At 63.4% G+C, this 18,263-nt stretch carries 15 protein-coding genes; 8 read left to right on the forward strand and 7 right to left on the reverse strand.

Features of this window, described 5'->3' with window-relative positions:
• Nucleotides 1–543: 543 nt before the first annotated feature.
• Nucleotides 544–1,242: an AraC family transcriptional regulator gene (locus QX034_RS19910; protein WP_315762655.1), complete on the forward strand. Its 699-nt coding sequence runs from the start codon at nt 544–546 to the stop codon at nt 1,240–1,242.
• Between the two features lie 66 nt (nt 1,243–1,308).
• Here the strand turns inward: QX034_RS19910 and nadC are convergent, their stop codons facing one another.
• The 5 genes from nadC to QX034_RS19935 form a co-directional block, all read right to left on the reverse strand.
• Nucleotides 1,309–2,157, reverse strand: coding sequence for a carboxylating nicotinate-nucleotide diphosphorylase (nadC, locus tag QX034_RS19915; RefSeq protein WP_316195702.1), 849 nt, complete (start codon nt 2,155–2,157; stop codon nt 1,309–1,311).
• Nucleotides 2,154–3,695, reverse strand: a complete 1,542-nt coding sequence (locus tag QX034_RS19920; protein WP_316188619.1) for an L-aspartate oxidase — start codon at nt 3,693–3,695, stop codon at nt 2,154–2,156. Before QX034_RS19920 ends, nadC begins: the two co-directional genes overlap by 4 nt.
• On the reverse strand, nt 3,692–4,678 hold the full coding sequence (gene nadA / locus QX034_RS19925) for a quinolinate synthase NadA (protein WP_316195704.1): 987 nt from the start codon (nt 4,676–4,678) through the stop codon (nt 3,692–3,694). Before nadA ends, QX034_RS19920 begins: the two co-directional genes overlap by 4 nt.
• A gap of 54 nt (nt 4,679–4,732) precedes the next feature.
• A complete protein-coding gene (locus tag QX034_RS19930) occupies nt 4,733–5,683 on the reverse strand; it encodes an NrtR DNA-binding winged helix domain-containing protein (protein WP_315728466.1) in 951 nt (316 codons plus the stop codon).
• Between the two features lie 326 nt (nt 5,684–6,009).
• The gene (locus tag QX034_RS19935) at nt 6,010–6,429 is read right to left on the reverse strand and encodes an NUDIX hydrolase (RefSeq protein ID WP_315700817.1); all 420 of its coding nucleotides are present in this window, start codon (nt 6,427–6,429) and stop codon (nt 6,010–6,012) included.
• A gap of 513 nt (nt 6,430–6,942) precedes the next feature.
• Between QX034_RS19935 and QX034_RS19940 the strand changes: the two genes are divergently transcribed.
• Nucleotides 6,943–7,221, forward strand: coding sequence for a hypothetical protein (locus QX034_RS19940; RefSeq protein WP_316195706.1), 279 nt, complete (start codon nt 6,943–6,945; stop codon nt 7,219–7,221).
• A 557-nt stretch (nt 7,222–7,778) separates the two neighbouring features.
• On the opposite strand, the gene QX034_RS19945 is transcribed toward QX034_RS19940, so the two are convergent.
• Nucleotides 7,779–8,333, reverse strand: a complete 555-nt coding sequence (locus tag QX034_RS19945; RefSeq protein WP_315700815.1) for a DUF4142 domain-containing protein — start codon at nt 8,331–8,333, stop codon at nt 7,779–7,781.
• A gap of 848 nt (nt 8,334–9,181) precedes the next feature.
• Nucleotides 9,182–9,868 (reverse strand): Crp/Fnr family transcriptional regulator, encoded by a 687-nt coding sequence (locus QX034_RS19950; RefSeq protein WP_316195707.1) that lies wholly within the window; start codon nt 9,866–9,868, stop codon nt 9,182–9,184.
• A gap of 272 nt (nt 9,869–10,140) precedes the next feature.
• On the opposite strand from QX034_RS19950, the gene QX034_RS19955 reads away from it, so the two are divergent.
• The 6 genes from QX034_RS19955 (at nt 10,141) to QX034_RS19980 (ending at nt 18,258) form a co-directional block, all read left to right on the forward strand.
• On the forward strand, nt 10,141–10,344 hold the full coding sequence (locus QX034_RS19955; RefSeq protein ID WP_315700813.1) for a hypothetical protein: 204 nt from the start codon (nt 10,141–10,143) through the stop codon (nt 10,342–10,344).
• A gap of 453 nt (nt 10,345–10,797) precedes the next feature.
• Complete coding sequence (locus QX034_RS19960) at nt 10,798–11,832, forward strand: HoxN/HupN/NixA family nickel/cobalt transporter (RefSeq protein WP_410050916.1); 1,035 nt, start codon at nt 10,798–10,800, stop codon at nt 11,830–11,832.
• Nucleotides 11,833–11,940: 108 nt separating this feature from the next.
• A complete protein-coding gene (locus QX034_RS19965; RefSeq protein ID WP_316195709.1) occupies nt 11,941–14,277 on the forward strand; it encodes a DUF1565 domain-containing protein in 2,337 nt (778 codons plus the stop codon).
• A gap of 185 nt (nt 14,278–14,462) precedes the next feature.
• Nucleotides 14,463–15,476, forward strand: a complete 1,014-nt coding sequence (locus tag QX034_RS19970) for a HupU protein (protein ID WP_315700810.1) — start codon at nt 14,463–14,465, stop codon at nt 15,474–15,476.
• Nucleotides 15,473–16,909, forward strand: coding sequence for a nickel-dependent hydrogenase large subunit (locus QX034_RS19975; RefSeq protein ID WP_315700809.1), 1,437 nt, complete (start codon nt 15,473–15,475; stop codon nt 16,907–16,909). Before QX034_RS19970 ends, QX034_RS19975 begins: the two co-directional genes overlap by 4 nt.
• Before the next feature lie 245 nt (nt 16,910–17,154).
• Complete coding sequence (locus QX034_RS19980) at nt 17,155–18,258, forward strand: hydrogenase small subunit (protein WP_315762642.1); 1,104 nt, start codon at nt 17,155–17,157, stop codon at nt 18,256–18,258.
• Nucleotides 18,259–18,263: the final 5 nt, after the last annotated feature.

An 18,263-nucleotide genomic window follows, 5' to 3' on the forward strand; every position in this document is an offset into this window, starting at 1 on the left:
GACCGGGGCCGGAGTATGCCCGCACGCGTGATGAGCCGAAGCTTGGCTTCGCTGGCTTGTCTCGATTCTGCTGTGCGATCACTTTCGACCCTTGCCGCCGCATGGCGAGCTATTGCTGTTAACGCAAGCCGGGGCAACTCGCAGCAATGCGGCCAAAGTCCCCGCGACAGGATTGCGTACTTACCGAGTGCGACGGGAGAACCGATCGTGATCGCTTGTCCTTCTCTGCAATTCGGCGTGCGGCCAGTGCCGACCGATGACGCGCAGCTCGTATCTCATTATTCCGGAGGAACTGATGCCAATTCGACTTGCACCCAAACTTCTGGCCGAGTTCGTCGGCACCTTCGCATTCGTGTTTATCGGCGCCGGTACCGCCGCGGTGGTCGGTGACGCTCGTCGGAGACGGTCCAGCGAGAATTCGGAAGTTGGCCTGGCGTGAGAGTCGAGACTGTTCAAGCGCTGAAGCTATCGCCGTTTGAGTATCGGTTTCGGGCGCCTTGCCATCTCCTGATCGCGGCAGAGCTTGCGGAGCGAGATGGCGGAGTGACTTTCGTCGAAGGTCTGCCTCGCTCGACCCAACGCATTTTCACTCGAAAATTGACCTTTGTTCCTGCCGGACACGACTTCCGGGGCTCGCAGCAGCCGCGTGCATTGACCCGTATCGCGTGCTTCTACATCGATCCGGACGGATCTCTTGCCGATCCTGCGCTACGCTTCAGCGAGATCGAGTTCAGACCCCGTTTGTTCTTCCATGATCGGGACCTCTGGGAGACTGCTATCAAATTCAAGTTTCAGATCGAAAGACCCGGCCTGATGCACCGACAATATGGCGAGGCGCTTTCGATCCTGCTCGCGCACGAACTCGTTCGCTTCAACGGCAATGCCCGCCGGGGCGGAGGACCTTTCGACAGAGGCGGGTTGGCGGGATGGCAGCAGCGGCGCGTGACCGAGTACATCGAGGAGCATCTGGCTGAGGACATCGGGCTCGCAACCTTGGCTGAGCTGGCGCAGCTAAGTCCGTATCATTTCTGTCGCTCGTTCAAGAGGTCATTCGGCATTCCGCCACATCGATATCACGCGGTTCGCCGCATCGAACGGGCGAAACTGCTGTTGGCGAACCGCGACATGTCGATCACCGCGATTGCGATGGCGCTCGGTTTCAGCGAAACCAGCACCTTCACGACAGCCTTTCACCGGCTTGCTGGGCAGAGGCCGAGCAGTTACCGTCATCAACTCAATTAGAACAAAACAGAATCTTCCACCGGTCGCTTGGTGATCATCTCGACGCGCGGAATAGCCGCTCCCGTCTCAAAGGTGGTCCAGCCCGATATCCAGCGCGGCGGCGGAATGCGTGATCCAGCCGGCCGAGATCAGGTCGACGCCGGTTGCGGCGATCGCGGGCGCCGTGGCCGCAGTGATACGCCCTGAGGCTTCGGTGATCACCGTGCCGTGCGCCATGGCAACCGCGTGCTTGAGATCCTCGACCGTCATGTTGTCGAGCAGCACCGCATCGATGCCGAGTGCCAGCGCCTCCTCGAGTTGTGCCAGATTGTCGACCTCGACCTCGATCTTGACGAGATGGCCGACATGGGCCTTTGCGCGCGCGATGGCGGCGCGGATGCCACCGGCAAGCGCGATGTGATTGTCCTTGATCAGGACGGCATCGTCGAGCCCAAAGCGATGATTGCTGCCGCCACCGGCGCGCACCGCGTATTTTTCCAGGGCGCGTAAGCCTGGCGTGGTCTTGCGGGTGCAGACGATCTGCGCTCGCGTATCCTTCACGGCCGCCACAAGGGAGGCGGTCGCAGTCGCGACCCCGCTCAAACGGCAGAGGAAGTTGAGCGCGGTGCGCTCGCCGGTCAGGAGCGCACGCGCTGGACCATCGATGGTCGCGATCGTCTCGCCGGGCGCAACTGCGCTTCCGTCGGGGCGCTCCACCTCTATCCGGACGGCCGGTGAGATCATTTGAAACGCGCAGCGCGCCACCTCGAGGCCGGCAATGACCCCGTTCTGACGCGCCCTGAGTGCGAGCGAACCGCGCTGCTCGACAGGGACGATCGCGTCCGTGGTGATGTCGCCGGTGCGCCCGAGATCCTCCAGCAGAGCTGTGCGCACCAGCGGTTCGTAAAGCAAGGGTGAGAGCGGGGCGAGAGTCATGGCAGGACGCTCCTGAGCGGGCGCTCGGCCTCGGCGATGTCGCGTGCAGCGCCGAGCGCTTGTGAAAGCGTGAGGGGGGACGATTCCGCAGCTGGCAGCGGCTCGGGAAAATCGTTGCGAAAATGTGCGCCGCGACTCTCTTGGCGATTGTAGGCCGCGACCGCGATCATCAGCCCGACCAGGGCGGGATCGGCCGCGGCGCTGGAGCCTTTCGCCGTCGGGAGGAGATTACGAAGCGCGTCTGCCATTGATTGGCGATCACGCAGGACGCCGAGCGCTTTTGACAGCAGCGGCCGAACCGCGGACGGGTCCGATGTGGGCGGAAGCGCGACCGCTCCACTCGACTTGCCAGTGCGGCCGGGCGCTCCGGCGACGCTCTCGGCAACCCATTGCGCGCAGACGATCGCTTCCATCAGCGAGTTGCTCGCGAGCCGGTTGGCGCCGTGCAGCCCGGTGCGGCTCGCTTCGCCGCAAGCCCAAAGGCCCTCGACCGAGCTGCGGCCCACATGGTCAACGGCGATGCCGCCCATGTGGTAGTGCACAGCGGGCCGCACCGGGATCGGATCGGCGGCCGGGTCGATGCCCGCCATTCGGCAGAAGCTGCTGATTACAGGGTAGCGTGCAGCAAAATCCTTGCCTGGCTTCGTGCGCGTGTCGAGGAACACGCGATGTCCTTGCGCGCGATGGCGCCAGACTGCTCGCGCCACGACGTCGCGTGGCGCAAGTTCGTCCTCCATGAAGCGCGATCCCGTTTCGTCGATCAGGATCGCGCCATCGCCGCGGATCGCTTCGGTCAAAAGCGGCATCGGCCGCGATGGCCCGTCAAAAGCGGTGGGGTGAAACTGTACGAATTCGAGGTCGGACAGTGCAGCGCCGGCACGGGCAGCAAGCGCGAGACCCTGGCCGAAGCAGCCGGCTGGATTGGTGCTGTCGAGGAACAGGCCACCGATGCCGCCTGTCGCGATGACCACGCGCGCGGTGGCGAGGATCACCGGGCCGTCAGGACCAGCGGCGATTACGCCCCGGATCGCGTTGTCCTCGACGATCAGCCTGCGCGCCTCGAATCTCTCCAGCAGCGTGATCGACGGGCAGTGGCGCGCGGCGGCGATCAGCGCGCGCATGATTTCGCGGCCGGTACCGTCGCCGGTCGCGTGCACGATCCGCTTACGGCTGTGCGCGGCTTCAAGGCCCAATCGCCAGCTACCCTCGTCAGCCCCACGATCGAACGCGACTCCGAGCTGCGCCAGGCGATCGACTGCGGTCGGCGCCTCCCTCACGATGCGGGCCGCGGCTGCCTCGTTGCACAGCCCTGCACCCGCGGCGATCGTGTCCTGCAGATGCAGGGCAGGGGAATCGTCCTTACCCACCGCTGCGGCGAGACCGCCTTGCGCCCACATGCTCGAGGCCTCGGCCCCGAGCGGCGACTTCGAGAGGAGCACGACGGGCTCGGGGGCGAGCTGCAACGCGGTCATCAGGCCGGCGGCACCTCCGCCGATGATCACGGGCTGCCCGGTCAGTCCTGAAATGTCGATGCTCATATCGCCAGCATCCTTTCCACCGAACGCCGGGCGCGATCGACCATTCCCGGATCGATGGTGACCTCATGCGCATTGGCTTCGAGCGCGTGGCGGATGTTCTTCAGCGTGATCCGCTTCATGTGCGGGCACAGATTGCACGGCCGGATGAATTCGATGTCGGGATGCAGCACGGCGACATTGTCGCTCATCGAGCATTCAGTCAGCAGCACCACGCGCGAAGGCCGCTCTCTGCCGACGAAGTTCGACATCGCGGCCGTTGAACCCGAGAAGTCAGCCACATCCACCACCTCCGGTGGACACTCCGGATGCGCCAGGACCGTGATGCCGGGATGGCTCTCGCGAAGCGCACGGACGTCGTCGGCGCTGAACCGCTCATGAACCTCGCAGTGACCCTTCCACGCCGTGATCTTCACCTTGGTCTGCGTGGCGACGTTGCGAGCGAGATATTCGTCCGGCAGCATGATGACGTGCTCGGTGCCGAGCGACTCGACGACGGCGAGCGCATTGCCGGATGTGCAGCAGATATCGGATTCCGCCTTCACCGCGGTCGAGGTGTTGACGTAGGCGACGACGGGCGCATCCGGATAGTGCTCGCGCATCAGCCGCACGTCCTGCGCGGTGATGGAATCCGCCAGCGAACAGCCGGCTTCGAGGTCGGGGATCAGCACCGTCTTCTCGGGATTGAGCAGCTTGGCTGTCTCGGCCATGAAGTGCACGCCCGCGAGCACGATGATGTCGGCGTCGACCTTGGTCGCCTCACGCGCGAGCAACAGGCTGTCGCCGACGATATCGGCCACGCCGTGGAAAATCTCCGGCGTCTGGTAATTGTGCGCGAGCACCACCGCGTTGCGCTTGCGCTTCAGTTCGAGGATGGCCTCGATATCCTCGGCGAAGGTCGCCCATTCGGGCGGCGGGATCACGCGTTTGACACGGTCATAAAGCGGCGCAGTGCGCGCAAGCGCATCCGATCGAAGTGAGGCCATTTATACTCTCCATGAGCATAACATGGCTTATACTTATCCTGAGCATAACCGAAGTCAAGAGCGGGACAGCGGGAGCTTGGTTCCGATCACGGCCCGTTCGGCGAGCACACCCTGGCGGAAGCGAAACAGCTTGGCCGGACGGCCGATCGTGTCCGCGGCAATTGCGCCAGTCTCTTCAACGAGTTCCTGCTGCTCGATGAGGCGGCGGAAATTCTGCTTGTGAACCAGCCGCCCTGCGAGCGCCTCAACGCTGCGTTGCAGCTGCAGCAGGGTGAACTCCGCCGGCATCAGCTCGAACACCACGGGGCGATATTTGATCTTGGCGCGGAGACGGGCGATGCCGGTGGCGAGGATGCGGCGGTGGTCGGCGGTCATGGCGCGGCCGGGCACCGCCGGCTCGCCGTGCCCCTTGTCGCGCACGGCCTCGGCGATCAGCGAAGTTTCGTAGAGCAACTCATAACGCTGCAGCGCCAGCTCTTCATTCCAGTCGCGGCCGTCAAGGCCGAAGGTGATGGCAGCGCGGCGCCATCGCTCCTTCTGAAGCCCCGGATTGGCCTCGGCTTTGGCCCAGCCACGCAGCTTCGGCGCGATGGTCTTTGCGATCAGCGCGGGCGGTCCGGCGCGATGGTCCTCCCAAGGGAAATAGTCGTACCAGGACGACCATCGCGCCTCGGACCCCTCGCGGATCAGTTCCTCGCGGGTGAGACCGAGATAGCTGATCGAAATGCGATGCGGCGCTTCGGGGTCTCCGGAGCGGCCGCGATCGGCGAAAGTATAGAGTTGCTCGACGTAGCCGAGCGGATGGCCGGTCTGGGCTTCGACCCAGGCGCGCAGGCCCATCTGCAGCGAGCGATGCGCGAACTGAAACGGACCGCTCGGCAACGCGCCGGCGTTCGCGATCGTCATGATCTTGGGATTTCCCTCGGTCACCGCGACCAGCACGGCCACCAGGTCCGCGGTGATCGCATCCAAAGCCGTGACGGTCTTCTGCGGCCCCTTACCCACCTTCTGTCCGATCCGTTGACGCGTGCTCCGATTCCGAAGTCGTACCGTCGAAGTAGCAGGAGCCACATGTCTCGCCAAGCGGTCTGGCAAGCTGCGGCCGCCGGGCCGGAGCCCGCGCGATCCGTTCTCGAAATTGCCAAAGCGTCAACCGAGGTCGAATCCGCCGAAGGCATCGAGCGGGCCGCCGTTGCGGTCGAGAGCGAGATGCGCAAGCGACTCCGCGCGTCTTTGTGCTCTTCGTCACACCGCCGACCTGCGCAGGTTGCCGGGCGGCTCGCGACCGGTGCTTCCAGGAGGCGCGGGTGAGGGCTTTACTCAGCAGCGAATCAGTGCCGCTTCGTCTGCTTGCGCGCGAAGCTCTCGATCAGCTCCCGCAGCTTTGCTTGGCGGATACGGCGCGCGGCCTTGGCTGCCGGAAGCCAGATCACCTTGCGTTGCCCGCGCTCGGGCCAGCGCGTGTGCTGCTTCCTCACCTCGAGCGGAAACAGTTGGACCTCGCAGGTGATCTTTCGCTTGCCCTTGCGCTTGCGATGCTTGAACTGCCCGACCGCCCTGCGGCTGATCTTGCCGCGCAGGCCGGCCTCCTCATAGGCTTCGACCGCAGCGGTCCGGTGCGGACGCTTGCGCGCGATGGGCCAGCCTTTTGGCACGGACCAGCGCCGTTTCCCGCGAGTCGTGATCAGGAGGATGCTGAGCTCCATGTCCTCGATCCGGAACGGCAAGGCGGCCACTTGCTTGTTCTTCATCAAGACCCCCGTTTTGAGCTGAACCAGCGCGCGATCCCTTGGTTTCCTGGTCCAGGCCTTCCGGACCTCATACGCAATAACACTCGGAAAAGGCAACCCGGTCCAAGTCCGGGGGGCAAATTCAAAAGTCCAAGTACAGAAATCCGATTCCGACAGTCTTCAAGTCCGACCGTGAGCATCCGGAAGGTCAGGCGCAAGGCCGGGCGTTTCAGCCGCGAGGCCGCCGCAGCGTCGAGCTGAACAGAGGTTGCTCTGATTCGTGCCGGACAAGCAAACGGTGCCCGATGGTGTCGGTACTCCCTTGCGACGCAGCCCGCGATGTGCGACGAGCAGGCGCTCAAACACCCGCATGCTGCGCGAACCTGCGGCGGCCGGTCGCATCCTTCACACGTGTCGCCTGTCATGAGGGGGCCACAAAATCATGGCATCAGGCCGCGCATCGGCCGCTGCGTCACGCCATCTTTCCCGCGAGCGTGACAGCAGCCGAGAGCTTAACATATTTGATATTGCGGCTTGCCGATCCGGATTAACTTGCGAAGCCTGGGTACGGAGCTGATGATGCACGACCCGTACGAAAATCCCGGCACACACAAGAGCGACAAGCGCTCGGATCAACATGCTGCGGCCAGCGGTTTCCAAACCGCGCGGCGGCTCGAAGCCTCGCCCGCGCTGCAGCCGAATCGTGAGCCATCCGATTCATCTGGCCCAGGCGCGAATCATGACGTTCCGGTTGCCGCCGATCACGCTGGCGCGGAGAAGGTGCAACTCGTGGTGCCGACGATGTGGCGCTGAACGGCGCCAGTTCGTTCTCTTGCGGCCATTTGAAGTTTCAATCAGCCAGTCCGCTCTGACCGCCCACATGGCAGACTAGCCGAGCGCGAACAGCGCCTGGCCAAATGCAAGAGCGCGAGCTTCGTTCTCTGTAGGCGTTGTCATCCAGCGCCGCGCGCGCTGCAAGGCCACTCGCAATCTTCATTCGCACGGCCTCTCCCATTTCCTCCCCACCGTCGAAAGGTCAGGAGCAACCCGCGCCGTACGAAGCGATCGCTGCAGCGGGTTTGCCTGGATGCGACAGGGATCGCTGCCGGAGATAAACGATAGGGGCAGCCGAGTAGCCGCGGCCAAGGTGTTGAACTCTTCCGATCAACTCACGCTCCAAATGCGAATGCCGGTCCGCTGCAGTGGAGATGGCGCAAATCTGGTGCGAGTGCGAATACAGCGGCGGTGGCGGGGCGCCGCTGCCACAGCGCGGAATCGCGGCCCGGGGTCCACCACGGCGCGGTTCGCTCACACGAAGAAAAACGCCGACGGAATGCGCCGGCATTTTTCTTCGATCACGTTGAGGCCGTCTATTTTCTGGACTGGCCTACGCTCGGCGCCTTGTTCAGCTCCTGCGCCATGTCCAGGTGCTGGCGCAGCGTCGGCAGGGTCTTGCCGGCCCAATCCTTCAGTTCGGCGTTGTCGCCGCCCTTGGCATAGCGCTCGAACAGCGAGACCGCATCCTTATGGGCACTGACCTGGTCCGAGGCGAAATCCGAGCTGAAGTCCTTGCCGCTTTCGCCCTTGAGCTTGTCGAGCTTGCTCTGATGGGAGTTGTCGAGCGCGGTCGGCAGCTCCGCCTTGACCTTGCCGGAGGTGACCATGCTCTTGAGCCCGCTGCTGGTCTTGGTGTGATCGGTCACCATCTGGCGAGCGAAGGTTTTCTCCTGCGCGGTGCCCTTCTCCTCCCCAAGCTTGCTCGATTCGATCTCGAACATGTCGCTGATCGCGACTTCCTTGACGAAGTCGGCGGTGGCTGGCGCAACGCCAAGTGCGGAGTTGACGCTGGTCTTTTCACCGACCGATTGAGCAAGCGCCGGGCCTGCGAGCAGCATGCAGCCCGCAACAATCATCAAGCGTTTCATGATGTCGTTCCTCTGGGTTTCACCGCGGGTCCACTGAAGTTTCACTGGCCGCGACCTGCACAACCAAACCGGGGCCCGGAACGTTTGTTCCCAATTCGGAGAGCCTGCCGCTTGTCACCTGTTTCGGCCGCTTGGCCGATCGTCACCGCACGTCGGCCGCCGCGGCGCCACCCTGCCGCCGAACCTGTCGCTTACGCGGCGGCGCCGTGCACGGCTTGGGATCTTGCGTCGCTAGCGACAGGGTGAAATAGGCAATCGTGGCCTCGATACCCTTTTCGATCGGGATCGTCGGTTGCCAGCCCAATACATGCTTCGCCGCGTCGATCGTGGGTTTGCGGCGTTAGGGGGCGTCCACGGTCAGGGCCTTCGTCCTGCCAAAGCACGGCCAGCTTGCCGTCGGGGTGGTTTGGGAAGGCGGAGCCTGGGACGCCAGGCGCGCATTGCCACCGTCGTTGGTCAGCGGACTTCGGATACCTGGCGCCCAACTCTACTCGCTTCAGCGGGGGAGGGCCGCGGCGGCCGCACCGCAGATCGAGGCGATCGACATCAGTACCCCAGATCTGAACGAACTTGGTTGCCGGATGCGACAGCTCGACCTTGTCATTTCGGTCGATACCATGGTGGCCGCATCTGGCGGGGGCACTTGGCATCGACACTTGGATCCTGCTTCATTCGGATTGCGATTGGCGCTGGCCGACGACGGGCGAGCACACTTATTGGTATCCGAGCGCGCGTCTGTTTCATCAGGACGCCACCGGCGACTGGAAGGGCGTTTTCGGACGAGTGCGCGCCGCGACGCAAGAACGCTCGACGCGGTGATCGCCGCGATCAGGACCTTGACGGCGCAGTCAGGCGCGCAGTTCGGTGATGGCCGGAAGGAAGTCCTTTGTTGTCGGCAGTGGCGGCTTGCGCAAGCCGAGATAGTCCGGCTGGAATCCGGCCAAGCGGGCAAGGCCGCCCCAATCCGTGATCTCGATGGTTCGGGACGTCCATTGCAGCAGGCGGCGCCGCCGCAATTCCTGAATGGTCCTGTTGGCATGGACTGCAGAGATGGCGCAGGTGGCCGCAAGATCGGTCTGGGTGAAGGGAGACAGGAAGCGAAAGTCCCGAGCCTGGCCGACGGCTTGCAGTCGCACCGTCAACTCGCAGAGCAGATGGGCGACGCGCGCCAATGCATCCCGCGTTGCGAGGTTGCAGATCCAGTTCCGCAAGCACCAGACATCTGTCAGCATCAGCAATGACAGCGCACGCGCCAGCCGCGCCGACGACTCGTTCACCTCGCGAAAAAAGCGGTGGGGGACAAAGGCGACCACCACCGGTCCGAATGCGGTCAGATCGAATTGAAGCTGAGGAGCGGAGATGGATTGAAGGTCCGGGACATCGCCTGGGACGTGGAGCGAAGTGATCTGCTGCTGACTCTCCCCGTCGGCGGTCCAGCAGAGATAGCCCTGCAGCAAAAGAGAGCAGGTCGACGGCAGGTCGCCCTTGCGCGCGACGATGTCGCGCGATCCGAAATGGCCGATCGTGGCGGGCATCTTGGCAAGGAGATCGAGGTCATCTGGAGAGAGTTCTACGAGGCTTGCGAGTCGGTCGGCGAATTTTGTGAATGGAAACCCACTTTGCATACTCTGACCTGTTCGTATGATTTCCTGCCTGGCAAATGCTACAGGGTAAGTCGGTTTCGTCTTTAACCTTTGTTAGAAGCGGTCAGCTGCCACAGCGGAACTCCGCAACGTCGCCGGCGCGAACGTAGCTGGAACATCGCGCTACTGCATGCGTTGCATCGCCATCGCGGGAGGAGAGGAACATGGCTGTCGCTGAATACGCGATCGTATCGGTTCGGGATCAATGGGGCGTGCTGCACGACGGCGAGATCAAAGGGGAATATGCCACCAAGGAAGCTGCGTTCGAAACTGCCGCCGCAGCCGCCTCGCTTGCGATACGCCAGGGCCATGCGGTCCGTCTGAGCGTGCCGGGTCGGGAAGCGGGTGAATCCGCACTCGGGCGTTAGCCCGAACTATCGGCTGCACCTCGCGCAGGGTTTCCATGAATGAGCCGTCGCGTCGAGGACGGGGCTACGAGCGTTCGCTGCAGGGACCTTCAATCCACCGCACGATCGTTGCACGTGTCCAAGCTGTCTTTCCGTGACCGCCGGCTCTAGCGCCTCCGATTCGCTGCATCGTTCGAGCGAGCCGTCTCGACACACGCGAGCAGAACCACCCCCGCGGCTTCTCCAACAGCTTTCCACTCCGGCGGACAGCAGCTTACCAGCCCGGACGGCCATCATTCGGGCGGCCGGCATTGAATCATCACGATATTTTGCCGCACGCGCACAGTTGCGGATTGGCGCGAGCTTTGCTTTAGCGACAGTATGACGATTTCTCCAAAACATCATTCGCAGTCCCGTCGATGGCTCCTCCGCTTGGGGCTCCCCCGTTTCTGGCTCCGTAGCGGCGCGGCTTCGCTGCTGGTGGCCGGACTCGCGGTTGCGAACGGGCTGGCTTGGATTTGGGCTTTTCTGCTCTACGGGGACAATCCCGCGATCGTCGGGCCGGCCCTGCTGGCCTGGCTGTTGGGCTTCCGCCATGCGGTCGATGCGGACCACATTGCCGCGATCGACAACGTGGTCAGGAAGCTGATGCATGACGGCCAGGCACCCCGTGCCGCGGGCCTGTATTTTGCGCTCGGCCATTCCACCGTCGTGGTTGCGGCCACGGTGGCGTTGGCGAGCGCCGTGGCGATCGGCCTCGCAGACAGCGAGAGTCTGCTCCGATCGTTCGGCAGCGTGGTCGGCACCTCGGTATCGGCGGCATTTCTGCTGCTGATCGCCATCGCCAATCTTGTCGTGCTGTTCGGCCTTTGGCGGAAGTTGCGGGCACGTGGCCGCTCCGAGCCGAGGGCGCAGGATGTGAGTTCTGCGATCCGGGCCAACGGATTTCTGGTTCGCTTGCTGGGTCCCGTGTTGCGGATGGTGAGCCGCAGTTGGCATATGTACCCGCTCGGTTTCGTCTTCGGTCTCGGCTTCGACACCGCAACCGAGATCGGCCTGTTGAGTATGTCGGCGACCGAGGCCGCGCGCGGGGCGCCGTTGGTGCATGTCCTCGTCTTCCCGGCGCTGTTCGCCGCAGCGATGGCAACGGTCGACACGGCCGACAGCATGGTGATGACCGAGGCCTACCGCTGGGCGCAGACCGATCCCGATCGCAGGCTGCGCTACAACCTGCTGATCACCGGAGCTTCGGTCGTGATCGCGTTGCTGATCGGCAGCGTCGAGGTGTTCAGCCTGCTCGCGCCGCGGCTGGGCCTTGTCGGCGGGACATGGGAGGCAATCGCGGTTCTGAATACCAATCTCGCCAATCTCGGTATCGTCGCGATCGGCCTCTTTGCCATGGCTTGGATCGGAGCGGTTGTGATCTCCCGACGCGCGAGCGCTGTAGCGGCTTGCCGCATCGACGACAAGCCGGGCGCCGGCGACTGTCTCACGGCAGAGCCAGTGTAAGCCCAGGGCCTTCGGCAAGCCCAGGGCATTGTTCGTCTGCGCATCGCGTCACGAGCCATTCGAAGCGGGTCCCAGAGGAGGCCCGCGAATCCATATTGACGAGGATCAATGATCGTTTCGAGTTCGCCCCGAGTATTGATAAGGCGATCCGAATCGGTTCTTTCGAGGCCACGACATGAGAAGCCGTGGCCGCTATGGATTCATGAAATGAGAAGAACGGTACAGAATCTTCACGCATTTTTAGTGGCGGCATTTGCGGCAGTTTTCGCGGTCGTCGGGACAGCCTGGGCCGCGCCTCAGTCGGACAAGGTCTGGTATGTCGATCAGAACGGTGCAGCGCCGGGCGATGGGCGGAGCTGGAAGGCGGCATTCGCATCTTTGCAGGATGCCTTATCCGCAGCCGCGACGGGTGATGAGATCTGGGTGGCGGCCGGCACTTACTATCCGGATGTCAGCGACGTATCGAAGTCCTTTGTGCTGAAGCAAGGCGTCGCTCTGTACGGCGGCTTCGCCGGCAAGGAGACGTCGCAGGGCGAGCGAGATTTTCGAAAGAACCTGACAACACTCAGCGGCAACATCGGCAAAGGCGACAAGACCAAGAACAGCAGAACCGTCGTGGTGGGCGCCGATGGAGCGATCCTCGACGGCTTCACGGTCTCGGATGCCTACGCAACGGATACCGCCCGCATGCACCTCGTGCCCGACGACATTCTCAAGGGCAACATGGTCGCCGGCGGCGGCATGCGCAACTTCATGACGAGTCCGATCGTTCGAAACGCCGTCTTCAAGAACAATTATTCTCCGAAGGGCGGTGGCGTCTACAACGTCCACAAACCCGGCGCGGACCAAGCGACATTCATCAATGTCGATTTCATCGATAATGTCGCCGAGCTTCGTGGCGGCGGCGTGAGCAACGATCTCGGCGCCATGCCGCACTTCGTCAACTGCCGGTTCATCGGCAATAAGAGCATGGACAAGGGCGGCGGTCTCTATAACGATTTTGCCGCCTCGCCGCTGCTGTTCAACGTTCTCTTCAAGGACAACTCCGCGATCACCGCCGGAGCGATCGGCAACGACGGCGGATCGGCGCCATTGCTCGTCAACGTGACCATTGCCGGGAACAAAGCGAGCAGCGAGTTGGGGCCGGACCTTTATCAGGGGACGGGTAGGAACAGCAATCCCATCCTCGTCAACAGCATGGTCGACAACATCTATAACTGGCACGAGGATGTGGTCGCGGAAATCGGCTCAGTCGCACCGCGCGGCAAGACCATCGCGCTTCGCGCGTTCTTGTCCATCAGCAACTTGAAAGGGGAGTTGCAGCCGAACGATCTGCAGTCCGCCCCGCGATCTGGGCGCGGCTATCGCGCAGGCTGGGACGGCTCCATCCTGCTCAAAAACGGTCTGATCGAAAAACTGGTCGCGCTTTACGAAAAGAACAATGGCGCGGTCGAATATCGCGACGAATATACGCGGCCGAGCATCAGCCGCGAGGCGGTTTCGGGGACGGCCATTTATGTGGTCCCGCGATCTTCGGCGAAGACGAAGGATGGACGTTCCTGGGCGACTGCGTTGACCGATCTTCAGGCGGCAGTCGAGCTGGCGTCCGTCTCGAAACTTCCGGTCTGGATCAAGGCAGGCACATACCGTCCGACCAAGCGGGATGGCCGGATCGCGGCCTTCATCCTGTATGACGGCGTGAAGCTCTATGGCGGCTTTGCAGGCTCTGAAACGACCTTGGAGCAACGTTCCACGTCTGGGCGGCAGACGGTGCTGACTGCGAAGGCTGCGGGGGGAGGCTATCGCTATCCGCATGTGCTCTACGGTGCCGACGACGTCGTGCTGGATCGGCTGACGGTGCGCGATGGCAATGCGACCGGTTTCACCTACAACGGCAAGGGTGGAGGCCTGCTCGCCTACCACGCTGGAAAGACCTTCCGGCCTCACGACAATCCGATCGGCTTCACGATGACGATCCAGAACTGCCGGTTTGAGGACAACGTGGCCTTGGAGGGCGGTGCGATCTATACTTTCGGCAAGGCCACCTTGTCGATCTCCGACACGACCTTCCAGCGCAATCGTGCAAGCTATGGCGGCGCCGTCGTCGATCGCGAAGGCTCGAAGGCCACGCACCGGAAGTCATTGTTCTTGGACAACCGGGCCGCGCAAGACGGCGGAGCGACCTATGAGGACTATGGTTCGCACGTTGCGTTCGATCAGTCCGAGTTCAAGGCAAATCGGGCGCGGCACGACGGCGGCGCAATCTACCTGCTCAGCCGCGCCTCGCAATTGGAGGCAACGGTTGTCTCCATCAAACAGAGCCGGTTCGTCGGAAACAGAGCGGCGCAAGGAGCAAGCATCTACAACCTTGACGACAGTACCTTAACCATTGATCAATCCGAATATTCGGCCGGATCAATTCATAATCCGTCTTCGGCGAAGTAATCGGCCACCGCGGGGCCTGTCGGATCACTTCCTGCAGTTGCGGGGAGTGGCCCGCCCTGGCATTGACGCGGGCAGGGACCGGTCCGGAGGTCCCCCTCAGTGTTTCGCCAGCGGCGCTGGCGTTCGCGCGAGAGCCGCGTTAAACGTGGGCGGCGCTCCATTGGTGGAGCCGAAGGACGCTCGATATGGTCGCGAAGCGGACTGCCAGGATGCTCTGGCTGCAGGGAGCGAGCTGCGGCGGATGCACCATGTCGATCCTGGAGAGCGGCGCCTCTGGCTGGTTCGACGAACTCCGGCAGTCCGGTCTCGAATTGTTGTGGCATCCTTCGGTCAGCGAGCAGACCGGCGAGGAAGTGCTGGACCTCTTGGAAGCCGTGCGCGACGGACGTGAACGGCTCGATCTGCTGGTGCTCGAAGGTTCGGTGGCGCGCGGGCCCAACCTGACCGGCCGCTTCAACATGCTCGCCGGGACCAACCGCTCGATCTTTCACTGGATCTCGGAGCTCGCGCCGCTGGCCGATTATGTGGTCGCGGTCGGTAGCTGCGCCGCCTATGGCGGGATTCCGGCCGCCGGCTCCAATCCGACCGACGCGGTCGGGCTGCAGTTCGAGGGCACGGACAGCGGCGGCGCGCTCGGCGCTGGATTCAAGTCGAGGCGAGGGTTGCCGGTCATCAATATCGCGGGATGCGCGCCGCATCCGGGCTGGATCATGGAAACCCTGTTGGCACTCAGTACGGGTGATCTCGCAGGTTCCGATCTCGACGGATATGGCCGGCCGAAATTCATCGCCAACCATCTGGCGCATCATGGCTGCTCCCGCAACGAATTCTATGAGTTCAAGGCGAGCGCCGAGGCGATGTCGGAGCGCGGCTGCCTGATGGAGCATCTCGGCTGCCGCGCAACGCAGGCGGTCGGCGACTGCAATCAGCGCTCTTGGAACGGCGGTGGCTCCTGCACCAAGGGCGGCTATGCCTGTATCGCCTGCACCTCACCGGGTTTCGAGACGGCGCAGAATTATCTGGAGACGGCAAAGCTCGCCGGCATACCTGTGGGGCTGCCGACCGACATGCCGAAGGCGTGGTTCGTGGCGCTGGCGGCGCTGTCGAAATCCGCAACTCCGCGGCGGGTGCGGGTGAACGCGACGTCGGACCACGTCGTGGTGCCGCCGAGCCGGACCAGCGGCAAACGCGCGCCATGACCCGGATCACGGTCGGTCCGTTCAATCGCGTCGAGGGTGACCTCGAGGTTCGGCTCGACATCGCGGACGGGCGCGTGGCGCGGGCCGAGGTGACGGCCCCGCTCTATCGCGGTTTCGAACAGATCCTGGAGGGACGTCCGCCGCTCGACGCGCTGGTGATTGCGCCGCGCATCTGCGGCATCTGCTCGGTCTCGCAGTCGATTGCCGCAGCAAGCGCTTTGCGGGCTGCAATGGCGCTCGAGGCGGCGCCCAACGGCCTGCTCGCGACCAATATTGCGCATGCAGCCGAGAATGCGGCCGATCATCTGACGCATTTCTATGTGTTCTTCATGCCGGACTTTGCGCGTGAAGCCTATGCCGCGCAAGCGTGGCACGCTGCGGCAGTAGAGCGCTTCAAGGCGACGCACGGCAGCGCGGCGCGCGAGGCGCTGCCCGCCCGCGCGCGGCTGTTGGAGATCATGGGCGTGATCGCCGGCAAATGGCCGCACAGCCTGGCCTTCCAGCCGGGCGGCACGACACGCGCGATCGAGCTTGGCGAGCGCATCCGGCTGACCGCGATCGCCGCGGCGTTTCGCGGCTTTCTCGAGCGCGTGGTGTTCGCCGACACGCTGGAGAATGTGCTGGCCATCTCCAGCCCCAGCGAACTCGATCGCTGGCGCGCAGGCCGTAGCGGTGATTTCGCGCATTTCCTGCGGATTGCCGATGGGCTTGCGCTCGCCGATCTCGGCAACGGCATCGGGCGCCTGATGAGCTTTGGTGCCTATCATCATGAGGGCACATATTTCAGCGCGGGCGTCCTCAGCTCGTCAGCGCTGGTTGGAGCGCTGCCGCTCGATCAGATCACCGAAGATGTCTCGCACGCCTGGATGCGCGACACATCGCCAGATCCGGCGGAGAGCTCGAGCGTGCCTGATGCCGACAGGCCGGACGCCTATAGCTGGTGCAAGGCGCCGCGGCTTGCCGGCCAGCCAGTCGAGGTCGGTGCGCTGGCGCGACAGGCCGTCGATGGTCAAACGCTGATCGCAGCGCTGGTCGCCGAGAGCGGCAGCAATGTCCGCAACCGTGTCGTTGCACGCCTGATTGAGACGGCGCGTCTGGCGATCGCGATCGAGACTTGGATCAAGGCGCTGCGCCTCAACGAGCCATTCTGCGTCAGCGCCCGCGAGATCCCGGATGGTTGCTGTACCGGTCTGGTCGAAGCGGCGCGTGGCAGTCTTGGCCACTGGCTTGCGGTCCGCGACGGTCAGATCGCGCGCTATCAGATCATCGCGCCGACTAGCTGGAACTTCTCGCCGCGCGATGCGGATGGTGTGGCCGGACCGCTCGAGCAGGCGCTGGTCGGGACGGAAGTCGGCGCGGCCGGTGCGCGCGCCGTGACGATTCAGCACGTGGTGCGCTCGTTCGATCCCTGCATGGTGTGCACCGCGCATTGACGTTGCTGCATCGCGAGGCGTCGATCAGGGCGCCGGAAACTTCGTTATCGACTGTAAAGTCCGTTGTTTCCGCTTTCTCTTGATCTCGCGCCCATACGCTCACGCCCGAAACTGCAGCACGTTTTCAACTGCTTGGAATCATTCTGATTTTAAATAGCAGCCAATCCTGGCCTGCTTCTTGCTGTCCGCCTTCGAACGATCGCGACCAGTTTCGGTCGCCAACGCGATTATTCCAGGGAGGGCTCATGGGCGCGGCAACGGAAACCTTTTACAGCGTGATCAGGCGTCAGGGCATTACGCGACGCAGCTTTCATAAGTTCTGCAGTCTGACGGCAACGAGCCTTGGACTCGGCCCGCTCGCGGCAAGCCGCATTGCGAACGCGCTGGAAACCAAGCCGCGGCTTCCCGTGATCTGGATGCATGGGCTCGAATGCACCTGCTGCTCGGAGAGCTTCATCCGTTCCGCGCATCCGCTGGTGAAGGATGCCGTGCTGTCGATGATCTCGCTCGACTATGACGACACGATTATGGCGGCCGCCGGCCATCAGGCCGAAGAGATTCTCGAAGAGACTCGCGCCAAGTACAAAGGTCAATATGTGCTCGCGGTCGAAGGCAACCCGCCGCTCAACGAAGGTGGCATGTTCTGCATCGACGGCGGCAAGCCGTTCGTCGAGAAGCTGAAGATGATGGCGGAAGATGCCATGGCCATCATCGCCTGGGGCGCCTGCGCCTCGTGGGGCTGCGTGCAGGCCGCAAAACCCAATCCCACCCAAGCCACCCCGATCGATAAGGTCATCACCAACAAGCCGATCATCAAGGTGCCGGGCTGTCCGCCGATTGCGGAAGTGATGACCGGCGTCATCACGTTCATCACGACCTTCGGCAGGCTGCCCGAGCTCGACCGCCAGGGGCGGCCGAAGATGTTCTATTCGCAGCGCATCCACGACAAGTGCTACCGCCGACCGCATTTCGATGCCGGCCAGTTCGTTGAGGAATGGGACGACGAGAACGCTCGCAAGGGCTTCTGCCTCTACAAGATGGGCTGCAAGGGCCCGACCACCTACAACGCCTGTTCGACGGTACGCTGGAACGGCGGCGTTTCGTTCCCGATCCAATCCGGCCATGGCTGCATCGGCTGCTCGGAGGACGGTTTCTGGGACAAGGGCTCGTTCTACGATCGCCTGACCACGATCAATCAGTTCGGCATCGAGCACAATGCGGACCAGGTCGGCATGGTTGCGGCCGGCGCGGTTGGCGTTGCGGTTGCCGCGCATGCGGCGGCCACAGCGGTGAAGCGGCTCGCGGGCAAGCGCGAGGACACCAAAGAAAACGCCGGCCAGGACAACTAATTCTC

The sequence above is a fragment of the Bradyrhizobium sp. SZCCHNR3119 genome (assembly GCF_032487775.1).
Taxonomy (GTDB): domain Bacteria; phylum Pseudomonadota; class Alphaproteobacteria; order Rhizobiales; family Xanthobacteraceae; genus Bradyrhizobium.

What these genes read in the sequence shown, in the direction of transcription:
- QX034_RS19970 (WP_315700810.1), top strand. Translation starts at nt 14,463, where the DNA reads ATGGTCGCGAAGCGGACTGCCAGGATGCTCTGGCTGCAGGGAGCGAGC.
- nadA (WP_316195704.1), bottom strand. Translation starts at nt 4,678, where the DNA reads ATGGCCTCACTTCGATCGGATGCGCTTGCGCGCACTGCGCCGCTTTAT.
- QX034_RS19950 (WP_316195707.1), bottom strand. Translation starts at nt 9,868, where the DNA reads ATGCCCGCCACGATCGGCCATTTCGGATCGCGCGACATCGTCGCGCGC.
- QX034_RS19920 (WP_316188619.1), bottom strand. Translation starts at nt 3,695, where the DNA reads ATGAGCATCGACATTTCAGGACTGACCGGGCAGCCCGTGATCATCGGC.
- nadC (WP_316195702.1), bottom strand. Translation starts at nt 2,157, where the DNA reads ATGACTCTCGCCCCGCTCTCACCCTTGCTTTACGAACCGCTGGTGCGC.
- QX034_RS19935 (WP_315700817.1), bottom strand. Translation starts at nt 6,429, where the DNA reads ATGAAGAACAAGCAAGTGGCCGCCTTGCCGTTCCGGATCGAGGACATG.
- QX034_RS19975 (WP_315700809.1), top strand. Translation starts at nt 15,473, where the DNA reads ATGACCCGGATCACGGTCGGTCCGTTCAATCGCGTCGAGGGTGACCTC.
- QX034_RS19955 (WP_315700813.1), top strand. Translation starts at nt 10,141, where the DNA reads ATGGCTGTCGCTGAATACGCGATCGTATCGGTTCGGGATCAATGGGGC.
- QX034_RS19965 (WP_316195709.1), top strand. Translation starts at nt 11,941, where the DNA reads ATGATCGTTTCGAGTTCGCCCCGAGTATTGATAAGGCGATCCGAATCG.
- QX034_RS19945 (WP_315700815.1), bottom strand. Translation starts at nt 8,333, where the DNA reads ATGAAACGCTTGATGATTGTTGCGGGCTGCATGCTGCTCGCAGGCCCG.
- QX034_RS19980 (WP_315762642.1), top strand. Translation starts at nt 17,155, where the DNA reads ATGGGCGCGGCAACGGAAACCTTTTACAGCGTGATCAGGCGTCAGGGC.